This is a genomic window from Lachnospira hominis (ex Hitch et al. 2025), assembly GCF_040096395.1.
GTDB lineage: Bacteria > Bacillota > Clostridia > Lachnospirales > Lachnospiraceae > Lachnospira > Lachnospira hominis.
Genome location: NZ_JBBMES010000004.1, coordinates 28,299 through 45,894 on the forward strand (window position 1 = coordinate 28,299; position 17,596 = coordinate 45,894).

The 17,596-nt window shown below is 35.8% G+C and carries 15 protein-coding genes; all 15 read left to right on the forward strand.

Annotated elements, in window-relative coordinates; genetic code table 11:
• Positions 1-12: 12 nt before the first annotated feature.
• The 15 genes from WMO38_RS05145 to mutS all read left to right on the forward strand — a co-directional run bounded on the left by WMO38_RS05145 (position 13) and on the right by mutS (position 17,594).
• The gene (locus WMO38_RS05145) at positions 13-1,260 is read left to right on the forward strand and encodes a sporulation protein YqfD (protein WP_349161795.1); all 1,248 of its coding nucleotides are present in this window, start codon (positions 13-15) and stop codon (positions 1,258-1,260) included.
• The gene (locus tag WMO38_RS05150; protein WP_349161796.1) at positions 1,260-2,309 is read left to right on the forward strand and encodes a PhoH family protein; all 1,050 of its coding nucleotides are present in this window, start codon (positions 1,260-1,262) and stop codon (positions 2,307-2,309) included. Before WMO38_RS05145 ends, WMO38_RS05150 begins: the two co-directional genes overlap by 1 nt.
• Complete coding sequence (gene ybeY, locus WMO38_RS05155; RefSeq protein ID WP_349161797.1) at positions 2,299-2,808, forward strand: rRNA maturation RNase YbeY; 510 nt, start codon at positions 2,299-2,301, stop codon at positions 2,806-2,808. Before WMO38_RS05150 ends, ybeY begins: the two co-directional genes overlap by 11 nt.
• 25 nt (positions 2,809-2,833) lie before the next feature.
• Entirely contained in the window at positions 2,834-3,937 is a 1,104-nt protein-coding gene (locus tag WMO38_RS05160) for a DUF3048 domain-containing protein (protein ID WP_349161798.1), read from the forward strand.
• Positions 3,938-3,941: 4 nt separating this feature from the next.
• A complete protein-coding gene (locus tag WMO38_RS05165; protein ID WP_021865478.1) occupies positions 3,942-4,349 on the forward strand; it encodes a cytidine deaminase in 408 nt (135 codons plus the stop codon).
• A gap of 63 nt (positions 4,350-4,412) precedes the next feature.
• Positions 4,413-4,775 (forward strand): hypothetical protein, encoded by a 363-nt coding sequence (locus WMO38_RS05170; protein WP_349161799.1) that lies wholly within the window; start codon positions 4,413-4,415, stop codon positions 4,773-4,775.
• A gap of 43 nt (positions 4,776-4,818) precedes the next feature.
• Positions 4,819-6,078, forward strand: coding sequence for a BaiN/RdsA family NAD(P)/FAD-dependent oxidoreductase (locus WMO38_RS05175; protein ID WP_349161800.1), 1,260 nt, complete (start codon positions 4,819-4,821; stop codon positions 6,076-6,078).
• An 11-nt stretch (positions 6,079-6,089) separates the two neighbouring features.
• Positions 6,090-7,769, forward strand: a complete 1,680-nt coding sequence (locus WMO38_RS05180) for an NAD(P)/FAD-dependent oxidoreductase (RefSeq protein WP_435390994.1) — start codon at positions 6,090-6,092, stop codon at positions 7,767-7,769.
• 56 nt (positions 7,770-7,825) lie between these two features.
• Positions 7,826-8,674: a glutamate 5-kinase gene (proB, locus tag WMO38_RS05185; protein ID WP_349161802.1), complete on the forward strand. Its 849-nt coding sequence runs from the start codon at positions 7,826-7,828 to the stop codon at positions 8,672-8,674.
• 45 nt (positions 8,675-8,719) lie between these two features.
• Positions 8,720-9,844 (forward strand): hypothetical protein, encoded by a 1,125-nt coding sequence (locus tag WMO38_RS05190; protein ID WP_349161803.1) that lies wholly within the window; start codon positions 8,720-8,722, stop codon positions 9,842-9,844.
• Between the two features lie 25 nt (positions 9,845-9,869).
• Complete coding sequence (locus tag WMO38_RS05195) at positions 9,870-10,418, forward strand: 5-formyltetrahydrofolate cyclo-ligase (RefSeq protein ID WP_021865471.1); 549 nt, start codon at positions 9,870-9,872, stop codon at positions 10,416-10,418.
• Positions 10,419-10,441: 23 nt separating this feature from the next.
• Positions 10,442-11,689, forward strand: coding sequence for a glutamate-5-semialdehyde dehydrogenase (locus WMO38_RS05200; RefSeq protein WP_349161804.1), 1,248 nt, complete (start codon positions 10,442-10,444; stop codon positions 11,687-11,689).
• A 43-nt stretch (positions 11,690-11,732) separates the two neighbouring features.
• Positions 11,733-13,421, forward strand: coding sequence for a bifunctional diguanylate cyclase/phosphodiesterase (locus tag WMO38_RS05205; protein WP_349161805.1), 1,689 nt, complete (start codon positions 11,733-11,735; stop codon positions 13,419-13,421).
• Positions 13,422-13,512: 91 nt separating this feature from the next.
• Positions 13,513-14,940, forward strand: coding sequence for a tRNA (N6-isopentenyl adenosine(37)-C2)-methylthiotransferase MiaB (gene miaB / locus WMO38_RS05210; protein WP_349161806.1), 1,428 nt, complete (start codon positions 13,513-13,515; stop codon positions 14,938-14,940).
• A complete protein-coding gene (gene mutS / locus WMO38_RS05215; RefSeq protein WP_349161807.1) occupies positions 14,940-17,594 on the forward strand; it encodes a DNA mismatch repair protein MutS in 2,655 nt (884 codons plus the stop codon). Before miaB ends, mutS begins: the two co-directional genes overlap by 1 nt.
• Positions 17,595-17,596 lie beyond the last annotated feature (2 nt).

Consider the following 17,596-nt stretch of genomic DNA (forward strand, 5'->3'; position numbering starts at 1 on the left):
GAGGCGTAGTTTATGGCTGGATTTAAATTTATTTATGGATGTGTAACGATACATGTTATGTCCGGCAGCAGAGAAAGATTTATTAATATGTGCCACCACAGAAAAATATGTCTTGAGCATGTTATTTCTAGCGATGAATATCTGGAGGCTGTGATATCTGCCAGGAACTTCAGGACGGCGTGTGAAATTGCAAAAAAAACAGGAAATAAAATACGCATAAAAAAGAAAAAAGGAATTCCGTTTATAGCTTTCAGGTATAGAAAGCATTACTCGTTTGTTGCTGGAGTTGTACTGTGCATGGCTTTTATATACATATGCAGTCTTTTCCTTTTCAATATTACATTTTCGGGCAACAGCAATCTTACAACGCCTGTTCTCACACGATATCTTGAAAGCATCGGTGTAAAAAACGGATGCAGAACTGCCTGTATTGACTGTAATGATATAGAAAAGAGGATGAGAGAGGATTTTGATGAGATTACATGGGTCGCAGCGGCAGTAAAAGGTAATCATCTTTATATTTCAATAAAAGAAAATGACAGCTTTGAGGGCGAAATAAAAAGCACAGAGATTCCCGAAAATATAATTGCGTCTGATGATGGAACAATAGAGTCAATAATAACAAGAAGCGGCACCCCGCTTGTAAAAAAAGGTGACAACGTTGAAAAAGGACAGGTGCTTGTTTCCGGTGTTGTAAATATATGTGACGATTCTGGTGAAGTTATAGCAAAAAGAGGCGTCACGGCAGATGCAGATGTATTAATAAAAACAGAAATGATTTACAGTGATGAGCTGTCTGAAAAATATGAAAATAAAGTATTTACAGGAAAAACAAGGGTGAATGCAGTAATAAGAGCCGGTAAATATATTATCAGTATAGGACCCGGATCTGTTGGATTAAAGTTATGCGATAAAAAAGAGGATTATAAGACATTAAAAATTAATGACGACTTATATCTTCCGGTGTCAGTTGGAAAAATAACATATTATGAATATAAACCGGAAGAATATACATATAGTGATGAGGAAGCTTCTGCTGTATTAAATGGCAGACTTGCAAGATTATTGTCACAGTTGAATCAAAAGGGCGTGCAAATAGCTGATGAACGTGTTAAAATATTTAAAAATAATGATATTTATACATGTGAAGGTGCACTTATTCTTATTTCACCGCAGACAGTAAAAGAAAATGTTGCGGCAGATGAACTTGCAATGCCTGACAGTAAAATATCGGATGGAGAAAAGAAAGAGAGCAATTGATGAGTGTTATTGAAACAAATATAGAAATACCGGCTGATTACAGCGTTTCGGTTTTTGGACAGTTTGATGAATATGTAAAAAAGATTGAAAAGACATTAAAAGTTACAATAATAGCAAGAGATTCGCAGGTAAAAATTCTTGGAAGTGAATCCGGTGCCGGTCATGCACGAAAGGTACTGGCAAATCTTTTGGAACTTGCCAAACGTGGAAATACAATAACAGAACAAAATGTTGACTATGCACTTGCATTATGCATGGATGAGAAAGAAGATGCTGTATTAGAAATAGATGATGAACTTGTATGCAGAACAATAACAGGAAAGCCGATTAAGCCCAAAACACTTGGACAGAAGTATTATGTAGAACAGATAAGACAGAAAATGATTGTATTCGGACTTGGTCCTGCCGGAACAGGAAAGACATATCTTGCAATGGCAATGGCTATACAGGCATTTAAAAATAATGAAGTCGGAAGAATAATTCTTACACGTCCCGCAATAGAAGCCGGAGAAAAACTGGGATTCCTGCCCGGTGATCTCCAGAGTAAAGTTGACCCATATCTAAGACCTTTATATGATGCACTCTATCAGATTATGGGAGCTGAAAGTTTTGCTGCAAATATGGAAAAAGGGCTGATTGAAGTAGCACCACTTGCATATATGCGAGGACGGACACTTGATAATGCTTTTATCATTCTTGATGAAGCGCAAAATACTACTCCGGCACAGATGAAGATGTTTCTTACAAGAATAGGATTTGGTTCAAAAGTAATAGTTACAGGTGATTCGTCACAAAAAGACCTTCCGGCCGGAACTGTATCAGGACTTGATGTTGCAATTAAAGTATTATCAAAAGTTGATGATATAGGTTTTGTCAAACTTACGAATCAGGACGTAGTAAGGCATCCTCTTGTCCAAAAGATTGTAAAGGCATATGAAGATTATGAGAGCCGTCAGAACAGACGAACAAAAAGTCTGGTAAAAGACAAAGAGAGCGAAAATAAAAAAGAAAACACAACAAAAAGAAGAGGAAGACAAAATGACAATTAATATAGAATACGAAACGGACAAAGAATTAAAGCTTGATTACGAGAATATTATAAACCGTGTTATAAACGAAGCTGTTGATTATGCAAAATGCCCATATGAAGCTGAAGTTAATGTTACACTTACAGACAATGATGAAATAAAAGAAATAAATGCTGAGTATAGGAATATTAACAATCCTACTGATGTATTATCATTTCCGATGCTTAATTTTGCATTACCCGGAGATTTTGACGGCATAAGTGATGAACTTGAAAATGACGTTGAAGATTATTTTAATCCTGATTCGGGTGAACTGATGCTTGGTGATATAGTTGTATCGGTAGAAAAGGTTGTTGAACAGGCAGAAAAATACGGACATTCACAGGAACGTGAGCTTGCGTTTCTTGTTGCACACAGCATGATGCATCTTTTTGGCTATGACCATATGGAACCTGATGAGGCTGCTGTAATGGAGTCTAAACAAAGACAAATACTTGATAATCTTGGAATTACAAGATGAATAATATCTGGGGAGGATGTAAATAGTGAAAAAAAGGCGTAAAAGAAGAACCGGAATCCAGTTTGTTATATTTTCACTTGTGGCAGCTGTTTCAATATTGACAGTAATTCTTGTTATGGGAAAGCTTACAAGAAAAAAAGTAAATATAGATAATTCTGTAATAATTACACAAAAAGATACGCCTGCTGACATGACAGAGATAAAAGATACACATGAAGGAATGGTAAGAAGCCTTTTGAGCGGTCAATGGGTATCAAAAGAAGATTATCAGAATGTTCCTTATGCGGTAATGTACAGTAATATATATGATGCCATGCCTCAGTCTGATATCGGACAGGCAGATGTTGTTTTTGAATCACCGGTCGAGGGCGGCATTACACGTATGTGTTGTCTTTTTGAAAATAAAACAGACCTTGAAAAAATAGGACCTGTGCGAAGCTGCCGTACATATTTTCTTCTGTTTGCCAAAGAATTTGAAGCTGTTTATGTCCATTTCGGGTATTCCGAATATGCAGCCGGCTATCTTCAGAGAGCATCATTTCATTCGCTTGATGGAATGAATTACTGTAATTTTTACAGAAGCAGCGACAGAGTTGCACCGCATAATGCATACACAAGCTGGGATGGAATAACAGAAAGTGCTGAGTATAAAGGATATAAGCTTACATATCCCGACGGATTTGTTCCACCGTTTACATTTAATACAGATGATAGCAAAAAAATAGTGCCTGAAAATGGTGCTTCTTGTAAAAAACTTGACATGAATTATCCATATAATGACCCTTGGTTTGAATATGATGAAAAGACAGGAAAATATTTAAGATATCAGTTCGGTGCAGCACAAATAGACCGCGAGAGCGGTGAGCAGCTGAGTTTTGATAATATTCTTATAAAATATGTCACGCCTGCTTATTATGAAAACGGAACACCAAATTATAAAATATATGGTTCGGGAAAAGGATTGTTTGTATCTAATGGATATGCCAGTGAAGTCACATGGATAAAAGAAAGTGAGAGCGAAGGTGCAACGAAGTATTATTATGGTGACGGAACAGAAATTGTAATGAATCCAGGCAAAACATATGTTGCACTCGTTGAAAACACAAGTGAAGTCACAATAAAGGAGTAATATGATGGATGAAATAAGTGATGAACAACTTATATCAATGGCAAAAGAAGCAGCAAAAAAAGCATATGTGCCATACTCACATTTTCATGTAGGTTCAGCTGTTTTATCAGAAGATAATTATGTATACACAGGCTGTAATATAGAAAATTCGTCATATGGTGCAACAAACTGTGCTGAGAGAACGGCAATTTTCAAATGTGTAAGTGACCAAAAAACCAGAATAAAAAAGATTGCAATTGCATCAGACAGCAATGAATTCACATGGCCGTGCGGAATATGCAGACAGGTTATGTCGGAATTTATGAACAGTGACGGAATTATAATCCTTGAAAATCATGGATTAATTAAAAAATTCAAGCTTGATGAGCTTTTACCGCACAGTTTTGGTGCATGTGATATCAAAACTGAATAATTGAATTGAAAAAGGCAATAATAACCACATGGAGGCAGCTTGTATACAGGCTGATAAACATGTATGAAAAAAATATATGGTTATATTGTGGGAATTGTTGTCGGTTTGATAATAATAATCTGGTTTGTTATATTTATAACAGGTTATTATAAAACGAAACATAATAAAAATAACATTAATCTCGAAAATTATACACAGGCAACTGACAGCACCTATCCGGCAGATGAAGATATCAATGAAAGTTTTTATCTTGTCTATGAAGACGGAAAAGTTGTTATATATAAAGAATCGGACAGAACATTCTATGATTATGCCGATATTAATATGAATTCAATTCCGGCAGAAATACGTGAACAGTTAAAACTGGGACTTTATATTGATGGTGAAGAAAATCTTTATAATTTTTTACAGGCTTACAGTTCATAAAATACCTGTTGGAATGTTTATAAAAATACTTATGGAGGAAAATGTGAGATCTTACAGATATGACTGTGTTGTTATCGGTGGCGGTGCATCCGGAATGATGGCGGCTGTCACAGCAGCACAAAATGGAGCAAAAACAGCCATAATAGAACATACAAAAAGGCTTGGAAGCAAGATTTTATCTACAGGTAATGGCAAATGCAATTTTACAAATCACAAGATGGATGCAACATGTTTCCAGAATGAAGATAAGGATTTTGTTATGAATGTCATTAATAAGTTTAATGAAAAAGAGGTCATCGGATTTTTCAGGCAGCTTGGCATTTATTCAAAAGAAAAAAACGGTTATGTATACCCACATTCTGAAACTGCAGCTTCAGTCTGTGATGCTTTATGCATGGAAATAAAAAGACTGGGAATAGAAATTTTTCTTGAATGTAATATAGAGAGCATATATAAAAAAGAGAATTTTTTAATTGATTGTTATGATAATAATGAAAACAGGCGTGTAAATACAAAATCAGTCATTCTGGCTGCCGGCTCAAATGCATTACCTGTTTCGGGTTCTGACGGAAGCGGATATAAAATTGCATTAGATATGGGATGTCGTGTTAAAAGACCTCTTCCGGCACTTGTGCAGTTGAAAAGTGACAATAAATTCTGCAAAATAATGGCTGGCGTAAGAAGCACCGGAACTGTAAAAATATATATTGACGGCGAAGAAATTTCGCGTGATACAGGAGAGATACAGTATACTGATTACGGTATTTCCGGAATTCCTGTGTTTCAGGTGAGCCGTTTTGCAGTCAGGGGCGTTTTTGAAAAGAAAAAAGTAACTGCTGCCATAGATATGATTAGCGATATTGAATATGATGATATTGCAAGTGACATAGAAATGCGGATAAAACGCGAACCGCAAAAGACAATTGAGCAGTTTTTTGCTGGAATTGTAAATAAAAAGCTTGTGTCTGCGGCAGCAAAAAGCATAAATGCAGATATTAATATGTCTGTTGGTGAAGCTGGAAAAGAAATGTGTTTTCTGATTGTAAAGCAGTTAAAAAACTTCATTTTTAATATAACAGGATATAAAGGATTTGAAAATGCCCAGGTATGTCAGGGCGGTATTGAACTTTCACAGATAAATCCTGATACAATGGAGTCTCTTAACACAAAAGGACTTTATTTTGCCGGTGAAATTGTTGATGTTGACGGAAAATGCGGCGGATACAATCTGCAATGGGCATTCAGCAGCGGACATCTTGCCGGGCTTATGAGCAGCCGGAGTAAAAATATAGAACGGAGATAATTATGAAAAACGTGATACGTGTAAGCCAGCTGAAATTAAAGCCGGATGAATCCGAAAAAAAGCTTAAAAATATGATTATACATACATTAAAGCTTCCTGCAGATGCACAGATTGAATGGAAAATATTTAAAAAATCGCTTGATGCAAGACATAAACCTGATATTTATTATGTATACAGTGTTGATGTATACAATGTTATAATATCTGGAAAAAATACTGCTTTAAATGACATTATTGAAGGAAAAATCATTAAAAAACAAAAGCATAAAATGCAGATAAAAAATGCTTCAATGGCATGTATTAATGAGTTTGATTTTCCGGCTAAAGACGTTAATTACAGCCTTGATTCACACAAAAGACCTGTAATTACAGGATTCGGACCTGCAGGAATATTTGCCGCACTGAAACTTGCCGAAGCAGGACTTAAACCAATTGTAATCGAACGTGGAGAGCCTGTGGATGAAAGAAGAAAAACTGTAGAAAATTTTTGGAATACAGGTGAACTTGACACAGAATCAAATGTACAGTTTGGCGAAGGCGGTGCAGGTACATTTTCTGATGGAAAACTAAATACAATGATAAAAGATACAAGCGGCAGAATCAGATGCATGCTTGAAACTTTCGTTGAATTCGGGGCTGACCCGTCAATATTATACATAAATAAACCGCACATTGGAACTGATGTACTTGGAAATGTTGTATCTTCAATAAGAAAACATATTATTGAACTTGGCGGTGAAATAAGGTTCAACTGCAAAATAACCGATATTTTAACAATTGAAGAGAATTCATACAGAGCAATCTCCGGTATTAAAATCAAAAATGTAAAAAATGGTGAAGAATATGAACTTGCATGTGACAATCTGTGTCTTGCAATAGGACACAGTGCAAGAGATACATTCGAGATGCTTGAAAAAAGAAATATAAATATGACAGCAAAGTCATTCGCTGTCGGTTTAAGACTTGAACACCCACAGTCATTTATTAATTATAATGCTTATGGTGATTCTGCATACAAGATGCCTGCGGCAGATTATAAAGTTACATACCAGACAGAAGCGGGCAGAGGCGTTTATTCATTCTGCATGTGCCCCGGAGGTTATGTTGTCAATGCCTCTTCTGAAAAAAATATGCTTGCTGTCAATGGAATGAGCTATTCAGGACGAAATTCAGGCAATGCAAACAGTGCAATAATTGTCACGGTAACACCTGATGATTATGGAAATAATGGTGCATTGGCAGGAATGTATTATCAGCGAGAGCTTGAAAAGCTTGCATATAGATACGGTGATGGTAATGTTCCTGTCCAGCTGCTTGGAGACTTCAGACAGGACAGAATTTCAACCGGATTTGGCAGTGTAACACCGAACATTAAAGGCAGTTACAGCTTTGCCAATTTAAGAAATGTCTTAGGCACAACAATAAGTGATTCAATAAGTGAAGGCGTTAAAGGCTTTGCAAAACACATCAAAGGTTTTGATATGGAAGATGCTGTGTTTTCAGGTGTTGAGAGCAGAACATCAAGTCCGGTAAGAATTATAAGAAACGAAAACTGTGAATCAGATATTAAAGGCCTGTTTCCATGTGGCGAAGGTGCAGGATACGCAGGAGGCATTACATCTGCTGCAGTTGATGGAATGAAAGTTGCGGAAAGGATTGCATCGGAATATATAAAAAAGGTGACAATCTGAGCAAAATAGTGTAAAATAGTACAGAAATATTTTAAATTGGAAAAAGGACAGCTTATATGTGTAACGGAAGAGATTTTCTTAAAGATAAAAAAAGAATAGTTGTAAAGATTGGTTCATCATCACTTATGCACAGCGAGACAGGAAAACTTGATTTGTTAAAAATTGAGCGTCTTGTAAGAGCATTAGTAGATATAAAAAATTCCGGAAAAGAAGTAATACTTGTTTCATCAGGTGCAATTGCAGTTGGAAAAACAGCCATAGGGCTTCACGAAAGACCTGACGAGCTTCCTGTAAAGCAGGCGTGTGCAGCTATCGGACAGGCCAAACTTATGATGGTATACCAGAAACTTTTTGCAGAATACGGAACAATTGCAGCACAGGTACTTCTTACTAAATATACAATGCTTAATCCGGTTACACGTACTAATGCAGAAAATACATTTAAAGAACTTTTACATATAGGAGCAATTCCTGTTGTAAATGAAAATGATACTGTATCAACATATGAGATTGAACAGGTTCAGAGTTTCGGAGATAATGATAAGCTTTCGGCTTTAGTTGCTTCGATAACAGAGGCAGATTTACTTATTCTTTTATCTGATATAGATGGTCTTTATACAGACGACCCGAATAAGAATCCGGATGCCAGGTTCATTAATGTGGTAGATAAAATAGATGAGCAGCTTATGAATATGGGCAAAAATTCATCAGGAAGTTCAGTAGGAACAGGCGGTATGTCAGCCAAACTTGTTGCAGCACAGATTGCAACATATTCTGGCACAGACATGGTTATTACGAATGGAAATGATGTTACAAATATAAGCAGAATAATTAATGGTGAAAATACCGGAACATTATTCCTGCAACACGAATATAATGATTTTAATATACTTGAATTGATTTAAGAGGTTGAATACGTACACATAGTTTTGGGGTTTAACGGAGGTTTTATGGACATTAAACTGGTCAAGAATTTTGAAGAGGGCATGTATATTCCTGTGAACAGGGAAATTCTCCTTCAGATAATTGACGATAACAGAAGACTTGAGCAATTCAACGGCAAACATATTTTCTTATTTAATCCGGCAAATAATGAGCGTTTTGAAATTCTTCCGGAAGTGCCAAAGTTCAATGTTACGAAGATTTATTACGGCTCGGAGGAAAGAGATTATTTTGTATTTACATCAGCAAAAATGATAAATGAACATGAAACACAGATTACATTTTACTGGTATCAGATTTCACTGCAGGAGACATTTATCATACATACACAGATTGTTCCTACAGACAGACTCAGAGAACCGGATTATCTCAAAGTCCTTGTACTGGCACAGGATTTTTGTGTTTTTGAGACAAAAAATGGTGAGTATGGCAACAAAGACAGCTATAGTTTTTTGCTTAAAGATGTAAAAAATAATAAAGAACTTGAATTCCAAAACGAAGAACTTGGTCGTTTTGGAATTGACAAGATTGTTCCATTAAGCGGAAATCTGTGCGGAATAAAAATAGGCAATAAAACCATAGGAGTAATAAATGTCAACCAGTTTGTATCTGATATGGTAATTGGACTTGAAAAGATTACTTATATAGACATTCTTGACAATGCAAGTGATACAATGCAGCTTGCACATATGCGTAAATATAACAATACTCTCTTGTATACAAAGAGAGATGTATCTGCAGACAGTGAAGAAGTTGTAATATATGATTATGATAACAAAGTCAAACGTGTACGGCTTAACAGCCGTATATCGGAGGCAGCAGACTTTAAGAATATATGCGTGATATCGGGGGTTCCTTATAATTTCCTTGAGAGTGATAAAGGAACACGTATAATCAACCTGAACACACAGAAAACAGAATATAAATTACCGGCAGATGTCTGCGTCGAATATGTTCAGGATGATATAATAGTTACAAGTGAACATGTCAAGAAGATGTCTATATTCAGGAAAGAAAATGATTTTGTGGAGGTATTCAGATTTCCGGATATGCATCATGCGATATATAAAACAAGAGACAAATTTAAAGGGTGCATAAAGCATTTTGATGATCTGCTTATATTTGTCGGGTAAAGTTGGAAGATTTTTGAGTGATAATATGACTAAACATGAAATACGCAAAGAAATAAAAGCAAAAAGAGCTATGCTTGGCGAAGCCTATATAAAGAATAATAGTGCAGCTATATTTAAAAAAATAAAAGAAATGCCAGAATTTAAAAAAAATCATGATATTCTTGTTTATGTAAGTTATAATAATGAAGTCGATACACATGATTTTATAAATGATTGTATTTCTTTGGATAAAAATGTATATGTACCAAAAGTTTATGGAAAAGACATGAAATTTATAAAAATAAATTCTTTTCACGATTTAACTCCTGGTGCATATGGAATACCAGAACCGGATGATGACGGTACAGTATGGGAAGACAGCGATGAAGCTTTTATGGTAATGCCCGGGATGGCTTTTGATTTATCACATCACAGAGCCGGTTACGGCGGCGGTTTTTATGACAGATTTCTTAAAGACCATAATAATATATTTACAGTAGCTGCCGCATTTGAAATGCAGATAACAAAAGAGTTTGAGACCGATGAATTTGATATATGCCCTGATATCATTGTGACACAGGACAGAGTTTTCTAGTTTAAGTGTTTTTGGAGGAAAAAATGGAATCATTAGATGTATTGGGAAAAAGAGCAAAAGCAGCGTCAAGACAGATGGCAAAGTTTAAAATCACAAAAAAGAACGAAGTTCTTGAAATGGTTGCAGATGAACTTATTAAAAAAGCTGATGAAATCAAAAAAGCTAATAAGGCAGATGTTGATGAAGCTGTTAAAAATGGCATGAAACCTGCACTTATTGACAGGCTTACACTCACAGATGCCAGAATCGAAGGAATGGCTGAAGGATTAAGACAGCTTGTTGCACTTGAAGATCCAGTCGGTGAGATTACTTCAATGAAACAGCGTCCTAATGGTCTTATGATAGGATATAAAAAAGTTCCGCTTGGTGTAATCGCAATAATATATGAGTCGCGGCCAAATGTCACAGTTGATGCTTTCGGACTGACATTTAAGTCAGGAAATGCAGTTATACTCCGTGGAGGAAGTGATTCCATTAACTCCAATATAAAACTTGTTGAGATAATAAGAGATACACTTATCAGAGCCGGCGTATGCGAAGATGCTGTTATATTAATTTCTGATACAGACAGAAAATATGTAAATGAACTTATGAAGATGAATGAATATGTAGATGTAATCATTCCAAGAGGCGGTGCCGGTCTTATAAAAAATGTAGTAAATAACAGTACAGTTCCGGTAATTGAAACAGGAACAGGAAACTGCCATATTTATGTCCATGAAGATGCAGATTTTAAAATGGCATGCGATATAATTTATAATGCAAAGACACAGCGGATTGGTGTGTGTAATGCGTGTGAATCTCTTGTTGTGAATAAAAAAATAGCAAAAGAATTCATTCCACTTGTCGTTGACCGTCTCAAAGAAAAAAATGTAGAAGTACGAGGAGATGAAACAGCATGTGAAGCTGATTCACGCATTGTTCCTGCAACACAGCAAGACTGGGGAACAGAATATCTTGATTATATTATATCACTGAAAACAGTTGATACGATTGACGAAGCTATAGAACATATTAATAAATATAATACAGGGCATTCAGAATCAATTATAACAAATGATTATAATGCATCTAGAAAATTCCTTGATGAGATTGATGCAGCCGCAGTTTATGTAAATGCATCTACAAGATTTACAGATGGATTTGAATTTGGCTTTGGTGCAGAAATAGGTATAAGCACACAGAAAATCCATGCAAGGGGACCTATGGGGCTGTCAGCTCTTACGACAGGCAAGTATGTAATACTAGGTAACGGCCAGGTCAGAAAATAATAATTGCACAAATGTCAGTATAAGATTTGAAATGGGGCATAAGATGAATTGGAACAATGAGAACGTATCGCGTGTTTTAAATTACGAAAATTTGATTAATATTTTAGATGAATGTACGTCAGGATGTATTTATGTATATGATTTAACAAATGATTATTATACGATAAGCCATAAAGCTTTGGACATATTTGCTCTTGACAGTGTGTCATTTGATAATGCAGCTGAGAAACTTAATGAAGTAATATATCCGGATGATATAGAAATGCTGGCTAATGACATTAATCGTATTAAACAAAACAAATCAGGAAGACATGACCTTGAATACAGATGGTACAACAAAGAAAAAAAGCCTGTATGGATTAACTGCCGTGGTGAGGCTGTATATGATAAAGAAAATGATGTACTTTATCTTGTAGGTGCAATTGAAGAAATTGGCAGCATAAGAAAGTATGATAATACAACTAATCTTTACAGTGAAAGCATGCTTGAAAAAAATTATTTTATGATGGACAATAATTCTGAAAAAAAACGCGGTTACATGCTCCTTATCGGTGTAGATAACTTTAAGGCAGTCAATGAAAAATATGGAGTTAAAACAGGTGATGAAGTTCTTGCTGATATAGCAGGATGTATAATTCAGTGTGTAGGTGATACGAAGTCCGTGTACCGTCTTTCAGGGGACGAATTTGCAATTCTTATGACAAGACAGGGTACTGATGAAGAAATCGTCGAAAAAGCAAAGCTGCTTTATAAATACATAAGAGTCCGTGTTGACAATATGATAAAAGAGCGTAATTACAGCATTTTTTATACAATCTCCGGCGGTGCAGATATATTTGAATCGGGACGTGATTCATTTGACAGTGTAATCCAGAATGCACGTTTTGCATTACATGAAGCAAAACTCAAAGGCAGGAATACATTTGTTGCATATTCAAAAGAACAGTATGAGACTTATATTCATAAAATGGATATTCAGGAACATTTAAGAAGCAGTATTATAAATGGCTTTAATGGCTTTGAAGTATATTATCAGCCAATATTCAATACTTCATGTAATGCTATAAAAGGTGCCGAGGCACTTATAAGATGGAACAGCGAAAAATACGGTTTTATGTCACCGGTTGATTTTATCCCGCTTCTTGAGGAAAGTTCACTTATTATTCCGCTTGGAAAATGGATTATAACCCAGGCTGTGCAGCAGTGTAAAAAATGGTGCGAAATAATTCCGGATTTCACAGTCAATATCAATCTTTCATTTGTACAGGTTATAAAAAGTGATATTGTAGGTGATGCAATGGAATGTATCACCCAGGAAGATATAAGTCACAAAAATATTGTTTTTGAAGTTACTGAAAGCGGTGAGCTTGAAAACAATCCTATGGTGCGTAATGTTCTGCGTTCATTTGAACTTCTCGGCTTCAAACTTGCGATTGATGATTTCGGCACAGGATATTCTAATCTTCGATATATACGTGATATGACATTTGGCATAATAAAAATTGACAGAATGTTTGTCCAGAATATAGACAGTAATACAGAAAATTATTCGCTGGTAGAATATGTTATCGATATGGCACACAAGCTTGGAATAAAAGTGTGCGTGGAGGGTGTCGAGACCGCCGAAGAGCTTGAGTGCGTTAAAGCATTGGGTGCCGACTGCATACAGGGATATTATTATGGAAAACCGATGCCGGCAGATGAATTTGAATCAAAATTCATCAGAAATTAACGTGTTTCTTGATAACATGTTTCTTGACACAATTTTGTATGTTAATGTACAATCTAATACCGGAAAAGGATAAGAAAGAGGAAAACAATAAATGAGTAATATAAGCATAAATAATGCAATACCCGAAAATGCACTTGAAAGACAGCTGTATTTTATAGAAAAATGTAAAGAACATGTTGCACAGTTAAAGAAAGAACTTAACAGACCTCTTCTTTGCTGCACACAGACATTTGGCTGCCAGATGAATGCAAGAGATTCCGAAAAACTTCTGGGAATCCTTGAAGAAATCGGATATACTCCAACAGATTCAGAAGAGGCCGATATTGTTGTATACAATACATGTACAGTACGTGAAAATGCAAATTTACGTGTATATGGAAGACTCGGCCAGTTAAGTAAAATAAAAGAAAAGAATCCACATATGGTTATTGCACTCTGCGGATGCATGATGCAGGAGCCGGATGTTGTAGAAAAAATCAGAAAATCATATAAATTCGTTGACGTTATATTTGGTACATTTAATATATTTAAAATAGCAGAACTTCTCTATACACACTGGCAGCAGGCAGGTCAGATAATTGACATCTGGGACAGCACAAAAGATGTTGTGGAAGAACTTCCTACACAAAGAAAATTCCCGTTCAAATCAGGTGTAAATATTATGTATGGCTGCAATAATTTTTGCAGCTATTGTATAGTTCCTTATGTGCGTGGACGCGAAAAAAGCCGTGAACCTAAAGAGATTGTACGTGAAATCGAACGTCTCGTTGACGATGGTGTAAAAGAAGTCATGCTTCTTGGACAGAATGTTAATTCATATGGAAATACATTTGAAGAACCGTTTTCATTTGCACAACTTTTAAGAGAAATAGAAAAAATTGACGGGCTTGAGCGAATCAGATTTATGACACCTCATCCAAAAGATTTTTCGGATGACCTCATTGAAGTTATGAGAACATCAAAGAAAGTCTGCAATCATATCCATCTTCCTCTCCAGTCAGGAAGCAGCCGCATTCTGAAGCTTATGAACAGAAAATATACAAAGGAACACTACCTCGAACTTGTAGATAAGATAAGAGACAGACTTCCTGATGTGTCAATAACAACAGATATTATTGTCGGATTTCCAGGTGAGACGGAAGAAGATTTTGAAGATACACTTGATGTAGTAAGAAAAGTTAAATATGACAGTGCATATACTTTTATATATTCAAAGAGAACAGGAACTCCTGCTGCCAAAATGGAAAACCAGGTACCTGAAGATGTTGTAAAAGACAGATTTAACAGGCTTCTTGCAACAATTAATGAAGTTTCACATACAATCAGTGCAAGATATGAAGGACAGCGTGCAAAAGCCCTCGTTGAGTGTATCAACGACCATGATTCAAGCCTTGTTACAGGACGTCTCACTAATAATATGCTTGTACATTTTCCGGGCGATGAATCACTTATCGGCAATATAGTTGATGTAAAACTTACAGAATGTAAGGGATTTTATTATATGGGAGAAATGTTGTAATGGCTGAATTTTCACCAATGATGCAGCATTATCTTGCGACAAAAAAACAATATAATGACTGTATATTATTTTACAGACTTGGCGATTTCTATGAAATGTTCTTTGATGATGCAATAACTGTATCCAAAGAACTTGAACTTACACTTACAGGAAAAGACTGCGGACAGGAGGAACGTGCACCTATGTGTGGCGTTCCTTTCCATGCTGCCGAGACATATATCAACCGCCTTGTATCTAACGGACACAAAGTTGCAATATGTGAACAGATGGAAGACCCGAAGCTTGCAAAAGGCATTGTAAAACGTGAAGTAATAAAAGTTGTAACTCCGGGAACCAATCTTAATGCACAGGCTTTGGATGAAACTAAAAACAATTATCTTTTTTGTATATATTATCAAGGAGATGTTATAGGTGTTTCGATATGTGATTTCTCAACAGGTGATTATTTTGTTACAGAATTAAAATCGGAAAATGAGCTTATTGATGAGATAAATAAATTTGTTCCGTCCGAAATAATTGTAAATGAATACTTTGCCATGAGTGGTATTGATTTAACAGCTGTAAATGAAAAACTGAATATTTCAATGTCAACACTTGAAAACTGGTATTTCGATGAGGACAGTTCAATTAAAAAGCTCTTATCTCATTTTAAAATATCAGCACTTGACGGTCTTGGTGTAAAAGATTATCCGACAGGTATCATTGCTGCAGGTGCTCTTCTTACATATCTTTATGAGACACAAAAAAGCGATATGTCACATATTATCACGCTCACTCCTTATACAACAGGAAAATATATGCTTATTGACAGTTCATCGCGTAGAAATCTTGAACTTGTAGAGACACTCCGTGAAAAACAGAAACGAGGCTCATTAATCTGGGTTCTTGATAAGACAAAAACTGCTATGGGTGCAAGAGCACTCCGCTCTATGATTGAGCAGCCTCTTATTAATAAAGATGAAATAATAAACAGACAGAATGTTGTTGAAGAACTTTGCAATAACCAGATTGACAGGGAAGAATTACGTGAATATATGAATCCTATTTACGATCTGGAGCGTCTTATGACAAAGATAAGCTGTAAGTCGGCAAATCCAAGAGATTTGATTGCATTCCGTAATTCACTTGAAATGCTTCCGTATATAAAACAAATTATCGGTAATTTCAAATCGGATTTATTTAAAAAATATCATGAAGATATGGATGATTTAAGGGATATCTATAATCTTATTCTTTCAGCTATTGTTGAAGAACCTCCTATATCAATGCGTGAAGGTGGAATGATTAAAGATGGATTTTCAGCGGAAGCTGATGAATTGCGAAGAGCAAAGACAGAAGGAAAAGAATGGCTTGCACAGCTTGAAGAACGTGAGCGTAACAATACAGGAATCAAGAATCTGAAAGTTAAATATAACAAAGTGTTCGGTTATTATCTTGAAGTAACAAATTCATTCAAATCAATGGTTCCGGACAGCTGGGTTAGAAAACAGACACTTACTAATTCCGAGCGTTATACAACAGACGAGTTAAAACATCTTGAAGATGTTATTCTTGGTGCCGAAGACAAGCTTAATAGTCTTGAATATGATTTATTCAGCCAGGTGAGAGAACACATTGCAACGCAGGTTGTAAGAATCCAGTCAACTGCAAAAGCAATTGCAATGATAGATGTATTTGCCTCACTTTCAGTTGTGGCAATGCAGAATAATTATGTCAAGCCAAAAATCAATGAAAAAGGTGTTATTGACATAAAAGGCGGCAGGCATCCTGTTGTTGAAAAAATGATGAATAATGATATGTTTATCGCCAATGATACTTATCTTGATAATGCATCAGACCGAGTTTCAATTATAACGGGTCCCAATATGGCTGGTAAATCAACATATATGAGACAGACTGCACTTATTGTCCTTCTTGCACAGACCGGTTCATTTGTTCCGGCTGACAGTGCCAATATATGTATTGTAGACAGAATATTTACAAGAGTAGGTGCATCTGATGATCTTGCTTCGGGACAGTCAACATTTATGGTTGAGATGACGGAAGTTGCCAATATTCTAAGAAATGCAACACCTAAGAGTCTTCTTATTCTTGATGAAATAGGAAGAGGTACAAGTACATTTGACGGTTTAAGCATAGCATGGGCTGTGGTTGAGCATATCGCAAATACGAAGCTTTTAGGTGCAAAAACACTTTTTGCCACACATTACCATGAACTTACCGAACTTGAAGGAACGCTTGATGGTGTAAATAATTACTGTATAGCTGTAAAAGAAAAAGGCGATGATATAGTATTTTTACGTAAAATCATAAAAGGCGGTGCTGATAAGAGTTACGGAATTCAGGTTGCAAAGCTTGCCGGAGTGCCTGATGTTGTAATTGAGCGTGCAAAAGAGCTTGTTACGGAATTAAGCGATGCTGATATTTCACAGAAAGCAAAAGATATTGCACAATATTCCCAAAAGCTCGATAAGCTGAATAAAGAATACCGGAAAGTAGATGAACTTGAAGTAAAGCAGATGTCACTTTTTGATACGGTAAGTGATAATGACATAGTTGCAGATATAAAAAATCTTGATATAGGACACATGACACCAATTGATGCACTTAATACATTATACAAGCTTCAGGAAAAAATAAATAACCGCTGGTAAAT

Coding starts and splice junctions, on each gene's coding strand:
- WMO38_RS05145 (WP_349161795.1), top strand. CDS start 13: ATGGCTGGATTTAAATTTATTTATGGATGTGTAACGATACATGTTATG.
- WMO38_RS05150 (WP_349161796.1), top strand. CDS start 1,260: ATGAGTGTTATTGAAACAAATATAGAAATACCGGCTGATTACAGCGTT.
- ybeY (WP_349161797.1), top strand. CDS start 2,299: ATGACAATTAATATAGAATACGAAACGGACAAAGAATTAAAGCTTGAT.
- WMO38_RS05165 (WP_021865478.1), top strand. CDS start 3,942: ATGGATGAAATAAGTGATGAACAACTTATATCAATGGCAAAAGAAGCA.
- WMO38_RS05170 (WP_349161799.1), top strand. CDS start 4,413: ATGAAAAAAATATATGGTTATATTGTGGGAATTGTTGTCGGTTTGATA.
- proB (WP_349161802.1), top strand. CDS start 7,826: ATGTGTAACGGAAGAGATTTTCTTAAAGATAAAAAAAGAATAGTTGTA.
- WMO38_RS05190 (WP_349161803.1), top strand. CDS start 8,720: ATGGACATTAAACTGGTCAAGAATTTTGAAGAGGGCATGTATATTCCT.
- WMO38_RS05195 (WP_021865471.1), top strand. CDS start 9,870: ATGACTAAACATGAAATACGCAAAGAAATAAAAGCAAAAAGAGCTATG.
- WMO38_RS05200 (WP_349161804.1), top strand. CDS start 10,442: ATGGAATCATTAGATGTATTGGGAAAAAGAGCAAAAGCAGCGTCAAGA.
- WMO38_RS05205 (WP_349161805.1), top strand. CDS start 11,733: ATGAATTGGAACAATGAGAACGTATCGCGTGTTTTAAATTACGAAAAT.
- miaB (WP_349161806.1), top strand. CDS start 13,513: ATGAGTAATATAAGCATAAATAATGCAATACCCGAAAATGCACTTGAA.
- mutS (WP_349161807.1), top strand. CDS start 14,940: ATGGCTGAATTTTCACCAATGATGCAGCATTATCTTGCGACAAAAAAA.